The following is a 12,411-nucleotide window of genomic DNA, read 5'->3' on the forward strand; positions in this document are numbered from 1 at the left end:
GTGCAACCGGTTGCTTGAATTCATGCAACAGATTATTTCGAAGGAGGAACTATTCATGAACATCGTCGTATGGAATGAAAATCGTCATGAACAAAAAAATCCAGTTGTCTCGACTATTTATCCAAAAGGTATCCATGGGGCCATTGCTGATTTTTTACAACAAGACGCTAACAATGTAAAAACAGCCATACTAGATGAACCGGAACATGGTTTAACGCAAGAGGTTTTGGATGAAACCGATGTACTTGTCTGGTGGGGACATCTTGCGCATGATGAGGTACAAGATGAGATAGTAGAAAGGGTCAAGAAGCGTATATTAGATGGCATGGGGTTGATAGTCTTGCATTCTGCTCATTTTTCTAAGGTATTCAAGACGTTGATGGGGACAACTTGTGATCTTAAATGGCGTGAAGCGGATGAGAAAGAACGATTATGGGTTGTTGATCCGAGCCATCCGATTACAGAGGGTATCGGAGAATATATCGAACTTGAAAAAGAAGAAATGTACGGGGAGTATTTTGATATCCCTGTACCTGATGAGTTGGTGTTTGTCAGTTGGTTTGAAGGTGGAGAAGTTTTTCGAAGTGGCGCAACATTTAAGCGTGGAAAAGGGAAGATATTCTATTTTCGTCCAGGACATGAAACGTACCCGACGTATCACAATCAAGATGTACAAACGGTCATTCGCAACGCAGTGAAGTGGGCTTCAAACTCTAATTCGCCTACACCGATGTATGGCAATGCAAAGCCGCTAGAGAAGATTGCTAATCATAACGAATGACACCAAGAGGAGTGGAATAAATGTCGAAATTACGAGTTGCAGTTATTGGCTGTGGAAGTATTGCTAGGTATAGACATTTAGGAGAGTACGCGAATCATTCGGCAGTCGACATTGTTGCGGTCTGTGACATTGTTGAAAAAAGAGCACAAAAAACGGCACAGCAATACGGTGCAAAGGCTTATACGGATTATAAAAATTTGCTTGAAGTCGAAAAAATAGATGCAGTTAGTGTTTGTTTACCGAACTATTTACATGCACCTGTGTCGATTGCAGCTTTAGAGGCAGGCTGTCACGTCCTATGTGAAAAACCAATGGCAACGTCAAAAGAAGAAGCACTAGAGATGATTAATGCAGCAAAAAGTCATGATAAAAAGCTAATGATAGCGCATAATCAACGTTTTGTACCATCACATACAAAGGCGAGAGCGTTAATAGCTAGTGGTGAAGTAGGTAAAATTTATAGCTTCAGAACGGCTTTTGGACATGGCGGACCTGAAGGCTGGAGTATTGACGGTAAAGACAGTTGGTTCTTCAATAAAGAGCAAGCTTTTATTGGAGCGATGGGGGATCTTGGCGTACATAAAGCTGATTTGCTCCGCTACTTACTTGGCGAAGAGTTTGTCGAAGTAGCTGGTTTTATTGAAACAAGCGCAAAAGAAAATACAGATGTTGATGATAATGCAGTTTGTATTTTAAAATCTGAAAGCGGTGTGATTGGCACACTTGCAGCTAGTTGGGCTTATACAGCAAAAGAAGATAATTCCACGATTATTTATGGTGACCATGCTACATTGCGTTTAGAAGACAATCCTAACTATTCGTTAATTGTTCAATATAAAAATGGTGAAACCGTTAACTACGAATTAGGTGGCATTCAGTCTAATGCCGAAGGCGGTCAAACCACCACGCATATAATCGATCATTTTGTTGAGTCGATTGTTCAAGATACTGAGCCATTGATTAATGGTGTGGAAGGCATGAAGTCATTAGAAGTAATTCTAGCAGCTTTGGAATCAATGGAAACAAAACAATTCACCAGAATTTAACTTGATTCAGCAGGGTCAAGACTCCTACTGAATCAAGTTAAAGCCTCCGGCGGATGCCACAGATTTTGAAGGGAGAGAATTGAGCAAGCTCAATTCAAAATCTGGGCACAAATACGCCGGGGCGTATTTGATTTAAAACAAAGATAACCATTGGAGGTAATATTCATGAAACTAGGCGTATTTGCAGTTTTATTTTCACAAAAGCCATTTGAAGAAATGCTGGACTATGTAAAAGATGCCGGTTTACAAGCAATAGAAATTGGAACAGGTGGAAATCCAGGGGATGTCCATTGCAATGTAGATGAACTACTTGAAAGTGAGGAGAAACGGAAGATCTATCTGGATAAAATTCAATCGCGCGGACTAACGATTAGTGCATTCAGCTGTCATGACAATCCAGTTTCGCCAAATAAACAAATCGCACAAAACGCACATGACACATTCGTGAAAACTGTTAAATTGGCACAGTTATTAAAAGTGCCTGTTGTGAACACATTTTCAGGAACACCAGGATCTCATGAAGGGTCAAAACATTCCAACTGGCCAGTATCTCCGTGGCCAACAGAGTACTCGGACATTTATAACTGGCAATGGGAACAAAAACTCATTCCTTACTGGAAAGAGCAAGGGAAATTTGCAGAAGATCATGGCGTTAAAATTGGAATCGAACTTCATGGAGGTTTTTCAGTACATACACCATTTACGCTGTTGAAATTAAGAGAAGCAACCTCACCGGCTATCGGAGCCAATTTGGATCCAAGTCATCTCTGGTGGCAGGGGATTGACCCGGTCGCGGCGATCAAGATTTTAGGAAAAGAAAATGCCATTCACCATTTCCATGCCAAAGATACATTCATTGACCAGGACAATGTGAATATGCATGGTTTAACAGACATGCAGCCATACGGAGATTTGCAAACACGCGCATGGACATTTAGATCTGTCGGCTGTGGGCATAGTATCCAAGAATGGTCCGATATGATGAGTGCTTTACGCACCTATGGCTATGATTATGTCGTAAGTATCGAACATGAAGATCCGTTAATGTCGGTTGTTGAAGGATTTTCACGTGCAGTGACAAATTTGAAATCTGTAATGATTAAGGATCAACCAGCAGATATATGGTGGGTGTAAGAAATGAAAAAGTTGTGCTGTATGAGATAGCTATTCATGCACACAACTTTTTTACGGTTAAAAGCGACTGAAGTAAAGTATACCTTTGAATCCGTTTCGGCGCTTAGGGGATATCATTCACCAAAAACCTGACCGCTGTTCATTGTTAGATGCCTACTCTCAATTTATATAAAATGTTGAAGAATAAATTGCAGATAATCTAAAATAGAAAAGAGTGTTCTATATGAAAGTATTAAGAGTGGGAATCATTGGTGCTGGAGCAATTGCAAGAGATGTACATATCCCTAGTTATTTGAATAACGAGAATAAGGTGGAGGTAGTTGCTATCGCTGATGTCGTAGCTGAACGTGCTCAAGAAGCTGCAGAGATATTTAATATCCCACATGCTTTTTCTTCATACACGGAAATGCTAGAAAACGTTAAACTAGATGCAGTTAGCGTTTGTGTACCAAATAAATTTCATGCGGAAGCTACGATTGCTGCGCTCGAGGCAGGTTGTCATGTGTTGTGTGAAAAACCACCGGCAATTACTGTGGAAGAAGCGCAATTGATGGCAAAAGTAGCTAGCATGTCTGGAAAAATTTTAACGTATGGGTTTCACTATCGCTATCGACCTGAAGTAGAAATTACAAAATCGTTTATTGATGCGGGAGAAATGGGCGATATTTACGCTGCCCGCGTTCATGCTATTCGTAGGAGAGGTATTCCAGGGTGGGGTGTATTTACGAATAAGGAATTACAAGGAGGAGGTCCGTTAATCGATATTGGTGTTCATATGCTAGATAGCGCTCTCTACCTGATGGGCTACCCAGAGCCTGAAGTTGTGTTGGGGAAAATCCACCAACAAATTGGTCATAAAAAAGGAGTAGGGCTATTTGGTGAGTGGGACTTTGAAAACTATACAGTAGAAGATATGGCTGTAGGTATGGTGACATTTAAAAATGGAGCCACTTTAACTTTGGAAGCTGCTTTTGCCGCAAATGTTGAAAAAGATGAAACGATGCAGGTTTCCTTGATGGGGAATAAAGGGGGAGCTGATATTTTCCCTTTGAAAATTTATCAAGAGAAATACAACACATTAATCGATAGTACTCCTGCTTATCTACCAGAAGTAAATGGCCATCAACTTGAAATCAATCAATTTGTAGCATGCTGTTTGGAGGGTAAGACCCCATTAAGCACGCCAGAACAAGGCCTTATCATTCAAAAAATCGTGAATGCTATTTATGAATCTGCGGAAACTGGGATAGCGATACAGTTTTGATGAACTATTCAAGAGATTTAAACCAAAAAGGCTGTGTAGTATGAATGTCCAATTCATACTACACAGCCTTTTTTATAAAGTAAGAATTTTTGTCACACTACGAGAAATTTCATGTGTATTGATTGTAGATTCTAGTTGTTTATTTTTTACGCATTTTATAAACTCTTCAACTTCATAGTACATCGAATCAAATTCATGTTTAATAGAAATATCCTCAGTTTGACCGTCTTTGTATTTGATAGTAATTTGTTTCGGATCACTGATTTTATCTATTTCGATGACACCATTCTCACCCTGTATTTCATTGGCAGAATGTGAATCAGAAATTTTTGAGTACATAATAACGGCTTCAAATTCACTGTAATTTAAGATCATACTTCCTTGGCCATCTGCACCAGTGGATAATAAATAAGTGTTTTTGAGTACAGATTTCGGTTCGCCGACTAGATGAATAATAGGTGCGATACAATAAACACCTAAGTCTGTTTTTGCGCCATTACCCAGTTCGGGTTTAAAGGCATTTTCAATAATACCTGCTTTGTAGTTATCGTAGCGGGAAGAATATTGATTGTAATGAAATACGAATCGACGGAGTGGACCAATCTTAGCTAGGTTCTCTTTCAGGTTTAGAAATGTAGGTGTAACTGTGGATTTCATAGCTTCCATATAGGTGGTTTGATATTCTTTAGATGCGTTAATTACTTGATCCATTTCATGTAATGACGTCACTGCAGGTTTTTCGCAAAGAACATGAATATGATTCTTCATTGCTGAAATACTTTGTTCTGCATGAAACGCATTTGGCGATGCAATATAAACGGCTTCTATATCACCGCTTTGAAACATTTCTATCATATTTGTATACACATTTTTGACCTTATGTTTCTCTGCAAACTCTCTTCCAGTTTCTTCAGTTCTTGAATAGACTGCCCCAATACTAAACTCGGGATGTTCTTTAGCTGCTTTAATAAATCGATCTGTAATCCAATTCGTTCCGATAATTCCAAACTTCATAGTAAGAGCCCCTTTAGTTATATATGTTGAAATAAAGAATCCTATTGAATTCGTTACACCTTGAATAGCGTCTTCGCTCTGTTTATAAAGGTGTTCATTTATTCTATATATAGTCAATAATAAGTAGTCCCTGTCGTATAGAGTAAATTTAGCGCTCGATGCCAAATGAAAAAACTGTCTGCTTTTCATATAGTTCATGGGCCTTTAAGATAACGGGCGGAAATCCCGCGTGATGCAAGGAGGCAGGGGAGGCTTGTGTTTCAAAACAGACACCTAAATAAGGTCTGGATTTTCCTTCTGATAGATCGAGCCCTTCAACGAGGGTATTTGCTGTGTACATAACGACGCCTGGTTGGGTGGTCTTAATTTTCATCACACGGCCACTCGTTTCTTCTTTTACACGGATGCTTTGTTGTTTATTTTGATTGAAAATAAAGTAATGATCATATCCAGAATTAGCAACTTTATTTTGTGCTGATATGGAATTAATGCCATCACCAAGCTTCCTTTCGGTTCGAAAATCAAAAGGAGTATTAGATACATTGATCTTATTACCAGTTGGAATTAGTCTCGTATCAAGTTCAACAAATTCATTACTTTCCATTGTAACATGATGATTGTGTATCGTTGCGGCTAAATTCCCACTTAAATTGAAATAGGAATGATTAGTCATTGTAAGTACAGTTGTTTCGTCAGATTTTCCATCATAATCAAGAATTAGCTCATTGCTATTAGTCAATGTATAGGTAACGGCAACTTCAATAGTACCAGGATATCCGCCTTCACCACCTAAACTTTTATGGGTTAATTTCACGCCAGCTGTATCATCTGTTTGAAAGGGGCTAGCTCGCCAGATTACTTGATGATAACCTCCTGATCCTCCGTGCAAATGATGATCCCCCTCATTTGCTTCCAATAAGAATGTTTGATTTTGGATTGTAAATGAAGCATCTTGAATTCTACCCGCAACACGGCCAATAATTGCGCCAAAGTAGTTAGAGTTCTTTTCATAATCGGCATAATTTTTGAAGCCAAGAACCACATTTTCTATCGTGTTAGTTTGGTCTGGAACGCTAATGTTAGTTATGATGCCACCAAAGTCCAAAAAGCTTACTTTCATGCCGTTATCATTTACTAAAGTATATAACTTCCATTTACTCAGGATATCTTGGATTTCTATTTTCATTTGACTAGTCACCTACCTATTTAAAGTCTTGATAAATCGTTCACACTCGCTTTGTACTTTAAAAACGCCTGCATCTCCAAGTATTTTGGCAAATTTTATCCCAAGTTCTTTTTTTAAAAAGTTTTCAATTTGCTCAAGGTTTGATACTTCTCCATACTTATCTTTCATTTGTTCTGCCCATTCCTGATGATATGTGGCGACAGCACTTGTTTGATTTAGTAAAAACATCTTGATTTCAGCTAATTCATCTTTAAGACGAGCGGGTAATACTGCGAGTCCCATTACTTCAATAAGCCCAATATTTTCTTTTTTTATGTGATGGACATCTGTGTGCGGGTGGAAAATCCCAAGTGGGTGGTCAGCTGTAGTCCGATTGTTTCGTAAGACCAGATCGAGTTCAAACTTGTTAGCACGCATTCGAGCAATTGGTGTGATGGTATTATGTGGGGTATTTCCACTAAAGGCTCTGATATCCGCTTCCTCATCATTATAATTTTTCCATGTAGTAAGTACGTGGTCAGCTGCTTGAATCAATGGTTCTATTTCGTCGCCCTGCAAGCGGATGGTAGTTAGTGGCCATTCTAGGACAGAGGCAGTTATGTGAGTAAACTTTTCAAAAGTAAATGTAAACGCATTTGTTGCAGTTGTCATTGGGAAATCGTATCTTCCTGTTTGGTAATGATCATGATTCAAAATGGATCCACCGACAATTGGTAAATCAGCATTTGAACCAATAAAATAATGTGGGAATTTCTCTATAAAAGTAAGTAACCGTTTAAAAGTGTCCTTACCAATTTTCATGTCACGATGTTCTTCAGCTAGTAAAATACTATGTTCATTATAATAAACATAGGGTGAATATTGCAGATACCAATTTTCATTTATAAGTGGTACTTGAATAATACGATGATTTGCCCTAGCTGGATAACCTGTCCGGCCAGAATACCCTTCGTTTTCTATGCACAATAAACATTTTGGATAATCAACATCATGTTTCAGTTGGCTTTCTCTTTTAATTTGTTCAGGATCTTTTTCGGGTTTTGACATGTTAATGGTAATATCCATTTCACCATAAATTGTTTCAGCTTTAAAATGGATGTTTTTCTTGATGCGGTTCATCTGAATGTAATTACTGTTTTTACTTAATTCATAAAAATAATCTGTTGCTTCCTTAGGAGAGTTTCGATATTTTTGTTGAAAGACAGCGTTGATAACAGAAGGTCTTGCCACAAAGCAATTCATAATCGATGCCGAAAGTATTTCTTTGTCATCAAACACATCGTCAATCACGTTGTTTTTGATGGCGTAGGCAATGATTTTGTCGAGTATATTTGGAATCGAATCATCTGGTTTGCTTTCAGTTGTTGCAGGCATCGATTCGAGATGGAGCAATGCAAGTACTTGGTTCGTCACATAAATCTGATCAGTGTCATCGATTAACTCCACTTCGACAGCTTTTCGAATGAGCCCTTTAATCTGTTGGTAAATCATTTCGCCGTCACATCCTTCCGATAACCATTCGGGTTGTTGACATGCCAGTTCCAAGCATCTTGAATGATTTTTTCGATCGAAGTTCGTGTTGGTTTCCAACCTAATTGAGTAGCAGCTTTATGAGAGCTTGCGATTAGGATACTAGGATCACCCGCACGGCGTTCACCTGTTTTTTCAGGGATTTCATTACCTGTAACTGCCCGTGCTGTATCAATCATTTCTTTGACTGAAAACCCTTGATTACTGCCAAGATTGAAAATATCACTTTTCCCATTATTGTTTAAATAATTGAGTGCTAGAAGATGTGCATTGATAAGGTCTTCTACATGTACATAATCACGGATACATGTGCCGTCGGAGGTATCGTAATCTTCTCCAAAAACAGTAATATGTGATCGCTGTTCGAGAGCTACTTGGAGAATGATTGGCACGAGATGTGTTTCGGGATGATGATCCTCGCCAATTTCTCCAGATTCCCGCGCACCCGCCACATTGAAATAGCGTAATGCAACATAGCGAATGCCAAAGGCTAGTTCGCACCATTTCATCATTTTTTCCATCAACAATTTTGTTTCTCCATAAGTACTTGTCGGATTGGTAGGCATCTCTTCTGTGATAGGGACAGATTCTGGCTCCCCGTAAGTGGCTGCTGTTGATGAAAAGACAATTTTTTTGACATTAAACTCTGTCATGACTTGCAGTAATACTTGTGTACCATAGACATTATTATCAAAGTACTCTAATGGTTTTTCCATGGATTCACCGACAAGGGAATTAGCCGCAAAATGAACTACTGCATCAATGGATTCATTCGTAAATACGTTACGCATAAACGCGATGTCTCGGCTATCACCTTCATAAAATGTTGCATCTGGATGGACGGCTTCCCTGTGTCCCGTTTGCAGATTATCAATTACTACGACATCCAACTGTTGATCGATTAGCTGATAAACCGCATGTGAACCGATATATCCAGCTCCACCTAGAACTAATACACTCATCTAGTACACTCCTTCAGTAAGTTCTCTTGCTCCATCACCAATTGTAGCGGTGTAAAATGATGCTTCATAACCAATTTTTTCACTATAGATTTTATTGACGTTATTCTTAAAGCTATCAACTTTATCCTTTTCAATAATTGCAATCGCACAACCACCAAAACCCGCGCCAGTCATACGGGCACCCACAACACCTTTTTGATTCCAAGCTGCTTGAACAATTGTATCCAGTTCGATGCCTGTTACTTCATAATCCTGGTGAAGCGATTCATGTGATTCATTCATCAATTGCCCAAAGGCTTCTAAATTACCTTGTTGTAATTTTTCAAAGGCCTTAACTGTTCGTTCATTCTCGTAGACAGCATGTTTCGCACGTTTTCGGGCAGTTTCATGCTTAATGAGGTGCTTGTGCTGTTCGAATTGTTCTTTTGTTAATTCACCGAGACTCATGATTTGAAGTGTTGTTTGCAAGTCCGCCAAAGCCTGCACACATTGCGCGCGACGTTCATTATATTTTGAACCAGCCAATGTCCGTTTCTTATTTGTATTAATGATCATAATCACATGGTTATCCATTTCAATAGGTGCATAGTTGTAAGCTAATGTTTGACAGTTTAATAGGATGGCATGTCCTTTTTTACCTTTTCCGATTGCAAATTGATCCATAATTCCACTATTGACGCCGATATAATCATTTTCTACTTTCTGTCCAAGTTGAATCATCTTTACACGATCAATTTTCAAATCAAATAGACCTTCTAAAAGGACGCCAGTGACCATTTCAATAGAAGCAGATGAGGAGAGTCCGGCACTGTTAGGAATGTCACCGTGAAATAAAATATCCATTCCACACGATATTTCGAATCCACTTTCTCTCATATAGTGAATCATTCCTTTAGGGAAATTCGCCCAGCCATGTGATTCATTATAGGCTAACTCAGCAAGACCACATTCTATGGTCCCTGTGTGAGGAAAGTTCAGCGAATAAAAACGTAACTTCTGATCATCACGTTTTTGAGCAAGTGCGTATGTGCCAAATGAAATGGAGGCAGGGAACACATGGCCACCATTATAATCCGTATGTTCACCAATTAGATTCATTCGACCTGGCGCAAAAAAAACACGTGGTGTTCCGGTTATGTTGAAGAGTGATATAAATTCATTTAGTAAATCTTGTTTTTTCAAAGATTGTTGCCCCCTGAAGTTAATAAATTAAATTAATTAAGTTTAGTGTACTATAATTTGAAAGACTATTCAATATAGTTCGCCATATGCAAGTGTTAGCAGTAAAGAGGTACATCCACTCAACTTGAAGTCTTTATAGTCGGATAATCACTGATTTGATTGCAGAGAAACTAGCGATTACTATGAAAGAAATAAAATGAAGATAATGGGGGAGTTAGAGTGACCATAAAAGTAGGGATTATTGGAACGGGTTACTTCAGTATGTTCCATGCGAAGATATTATCGAAAGTAGCGGATGTTAAGATAACAGCCATTTATGGAACAAGTATTGAAAAAGCCGAGTTAATGGCAGACAAGTTTACGCATGCGAAAGGCTATGATAATTTGGAGGGTATGTTGGACGCTGTAAACTTGGATGCTGTCTATATTTGTGTTCCACCAATGGTGCATGGGGAGTTAGAACTGGCATTAATTAAGCGAGGAATTCCATTTTTTGTTGAGAAACCATTAAGTCAAGGAAAAGAAATTCCTTTACAGGTATTAAAAGGAATCAAGAAAAAGTCTTTACTTACATCAGTAGGTTATCAGTATCGCTATAGTGAATCGATTGCCCATTTAAAAAGCATACTAAACGATCAGAATATTGGCATTGCCCTTGGACATTATATGGGGAGTATGCCTAAAGTGCCGTGGTGGAAAAATCAATCTTGTTCTGGAGGACAATTTATTGAACAGACAACGCATATTGTTGATCTACTTCGCTATATTTGTGGTGAAGTCGACGAGGTATATTCGTTATTTCGCAACCAGAATCTTTCTGCACAAGACAAATCAGTCACTGTTGCGGATGTAGGAACGGTAACCATGAAACTATGTAATGGGATTGTAGCTAACATATCAAACACTTGTATACTCCCTGAAAATGTTGGGAAATCAGGAATCACTTTATTTACAGATCAAGGTATGCTCGATTGGTCATCAAAACGTTTAGAAATCACAAGAAAAAGTTTAACATCAAAATATATCGATAAGGCTAACCCCTACCAAACAGAAAGTGAAGTATTTATCCATGCGGTACGCACAGGTGACTCATCTGGGATTCTATCTGACTACGAGGATGCATATAAGACGCATGAAGTAACCACTGCTGCCTTACAATCAGCAATAACAAGTACACCTGTCAAATTGATAACTAGCTAACATCATCAAAGAAAACCCTCCCTAATTTGAGTGCGTAAATTAGGGAGGGTTACTTTAATTTAGACCTGTTGTTGCAGAATCGCTTCAATTGCCAAACCAACACCATCATATTCATTTGTTGTTGTGATTTCAGTGCAGGCAGCTTTTATTGCTGCTGGCGCATTGCCCATAGCAACAGCATGTCCTGCGCGTACCATCATTGATAAGTCATTATAGCTATCACCAATTACCATGACATTTTCCATTGCAATGCCTTTACTGTTAGCATACTGTTCGACCGCTATCCCTTTTTGTGCATTATGATTTGTGATTTCGAGATTCCCTGCACCCGAAGAACTGATAGCAAGCCCAGGTAACAGTTGAAGTGCATTTCTAGCGTTATCTAACTGCTGTCTATTATAAGAGGTTCCAAATACTTTATAAATTTCATTTCCGCGTTGGTTAATTAGCTTATCAAATGAATCAAGTTGAACGATAAAGCCTTTTTCTACTCTTTCCATTACTTCTTGACGGATTTTATCAACAGGGGGAATTTGGTTCGCGGCTTCAGCAAGTTGAATGAAAGTATCGATTTGATCTTTAATACTTTTTGTATAAATGAGCGTATCTATAAATAATTGATAATCTATTGTGTGAGCGTCCAAAATTGATGTGATTTCATTGATATCATTTTTAGCGATATGAGTTGCTGCAAGCAATTCTCCGAATTCATCTCTAACTTCGGCTCCATTCAGACAAATGTATGAGAGATTCAATCCTTCATCGCTAACAGGACCAAAAGCCTCAGAAAAACTTCGTCCAGTTGCGATTACAACCTCGATCCCATTCGATTGTGCAGCCAAAATCGCTTGTTTATTTTTGGTACTAATAGAGTGGTCAGGACTTAATATTGTCCCATCCATATCGATTGCAATTAGGCGTATCATAATTGTCCCCTTTCTTCTACATAGAGACTGATAATACCAATGAATGCGTTAAATATCAACTTGGCAGTTCGACTGTACTTTCCATATAGCTATTAAATTAGACAATAAGATAAATTGACTTGAAAAAATACGGCGATGGAAGGATTGAAGTTCAAGACGGATTTGCTTTTTAATTCTCAATATTCC

General features: G+C 38.5%; 11 protein-coding genes. 5 read left to right on the forward strand and 6 right to left on the reverse strand.

Going from position 1 to position 12,411, the window contains the following annotated elements; genetic code table 11:
- Positions 1-55: 55 nt before the first annotated feature.
- From MKZ11_RS15565 to MKZ11_RS15580, 4 genes are all read left to right on the forward strand, one after another.
- On the forward strand, positions 56-781 hold the full coding sequence (locus MKZ11_RS15565) for a ThuA domain-containing protein (protein WP_340795299.1): 726 nt from the start codon (positions 56-58) through the stop codon (positions 779-781).
- Between the two features lie 20 nt (positions 782-801).
- Positions 802-1,827 (forward strand): Gfo/Idh/MocA family protein, encoded by a 1,026-nt coding sequence (locus tag MKZ11_RS15570; protein ID WP_340795300.1) that lies wholly within the window; start codon positions 802-804, stop codon positions 1,825-1,827.
- Positions 1,828-1,992: 165 nt separating this feature from the next.
- A complete protein-coding gene (locus MKZ11_RS15575; RefSeq protein ID WP_340795301.1) occupies positions 1,993-2,961 on the forward strand; it encodes a sugar phosphate isomerase/epimerase family protein in 969 nt (322 codons plus the stop codon).
- A gap of 223 nt (positions 2,962-3,184) precedes the next feature.
- On the forward strand, positions 3,185-4,225 hold the full coding sequence (locus tag MKZ11_RS15580; protein WP_340795302.1) for a Gfo/Idh/MocA family protein: 1,041 nt from the start codon (positions 3,185-3,187) through the stop codon (positions 4,223-4,225).
- Positions 4,226-4,297: 72 nt separating this feature from the next.
- Here the strand turns inward: MKZ11_RS15580 and MKZ11_RS15585 are convergent, their stop codons facing one another.
- From MKZ11_RS15585 to MKZ11_RS15605, 5 genes are all read right to left on the reverse strand, one after another.
- The gene (locus tag MKZ11_RS15585; RefSeq protein ID WP_340795303.1) at positions 4,298-5,239 is read right to left on the reverse strand and encodes a Gfo/Idh/MocA family protein; all 942 of its coding nucleotides are present in this window, start codon (positions 5,237-5,239) and stop codon (positions 4,298-4,300) included.
- A 148-nt stretch (positions 5,240-5,387) separates the two neighbouring features.
- Positions 5,388-6,425: an aldose epimerase family protein gene (locus MKZ11_RS15590; protein WP_340795304.1), complete on the reverse strand. Its 1,038-nt coding sequence runs from the start codon at positions 6,423-6,425 to the stop codon at positions 5,388-5,390.
- A 12-nt stretch (positions 6,426-6,437) separates the two neighbouring features.
- Entirely contained in the window at positions 6,438-7,916 is a 1,479-nt protein-coding gene (gene galT / locus MKZ11_RS15595; RefSeq protein ID WP_340795305.1) for a UDP-glucose--hexose-1-phosphate uridylyltransferase, read from the reverse strand.
- Positions 7,913-8,917 (reverse strand): UDP-glucose 4-epimerase GalE, encoded by a 1,005-nt coding sequence (gene galE, locus MKZ11_RS15600; protein ID WP_340795306.1) that lies wholly within the window; start codon positions 8,915-8,917, stop codon positions 7,913-7,915. Before galE ends, galT begins: the two co-directional genes overlap by 4 nt.
- Entirely contained in the window at positions 8,918-10,099 is a 1,182-nt protein-coding gene (locus tag MKZ11_RS15605) for a galactokinase (protein WP_340795307.1), read from the reverse strand. It abuts the gene before it with no gap.
- A 219-nt stretch (positions 10,100-10,318) separates the two neighbouring features.
- Here MKZ11_RS15605 and MKZ11_RS15610 point away from each other — a divergent pair, with 219 nt between their 5' ends.
- Positions 10,319-11,299 carry a Gfo/Idh/MocA family protein gene (locus MKZ11_RS15610; protein ID WP_340795308.1) on the forward strand — a complete coding sequence of 327 codons (981 nt, stop codon included), beginning with the start codon at positions 10,319-10,321 and terminating at the stop codon, positions 11,297-11,299.
- 59 nt (positions 11,300-11,358) lie between these two features.
- Here MKZ11_RS15610 and MKZ11_RS15615 read toward each other — a convergent pair whose 3' ends face one another.
- Entirely contained in the window at positions 11,359-12,225 is an 867-nt protein-coding gene (locus tag MKZ11_RS15615; RefSeq protein ID WP_340795309.1) for a Cof-type HAD-IIB family hydrolase, read from the reverse strand.
- Between the last annotated feature and the right edge of the window lie 186 nt (positions 12,226-12,411).

It is taken from the genome of Sporosarcina sp. FSL K6-1508 (assembly GCF_038007465.1).
Taxonomy (GTDB): Bacteria; Bacillota; Bacilli; order Bacillales_A; family Planococcaceae; genus Sporosarcina; species Sporosarcina psychrophila_B.

Coding starts and splice junctions, on each gene's coding strand:
- MKZ11_RS15565 (WP_340795299.1), top strand. CDS start 56: ATGAACATCGTCGTATGGAATGAAAATCGTCATGAACAAAAAAATCCA.
- MKZ11_RS15570 (WP_340795300.1), top strand. CDS start 802: ATGTCGAAATTACGAGTTGCAGTTATTGGCTGTGGAAGTATTGCTAGG.
- MKZ11_RS15575 (WP_340795301.1), top strand. CDS start 1,993: ATGAAACTAGGCGTATTTGCAGTTTTATTTTCACAAAAGCCATTTGAA.
- MKZ11_RS15580 (WP_340795302.1), top strand. CDS start 3,185: ATGAAAGTATTAAGAGTGGGAATCATTGGTGCTGGAGCAATTGCAAGA.
- MKZ11_RS15585 (WP_340795303.1), bottom strand. CDS start 5,239: ATGAAGTTTGGAATTATCGGAACGAATTGGATTACAGATCGATTTATT.
- MKZ11_RS15590 (WP_340795304.1), bottom strand. CDS start 6,425: ATGAAAATAGAAATCCAAGATATCCTGAGTAAATGGAAGTTATATACT.
- galT (WP_340795305.1), bottom strand. CDS start 7,916: ATGATTTACCAACAGATTAAAGGGCTCATTCGAAAAGCTGTCGAAGTG.
- galE (WP_340795306.1), bottom strand. CDS start 8,917: ATGAGTGTATTAGTTCTAGGTGGAGCTGGATATATCGGTTCACATGCG.
- MKZ11_RS15615 (WP_340795309.1), bottom strand. CDS start 12,225: ATGATACGCCTAATTGCAATCGATATGGATGGGACAATATTAAGTCCT.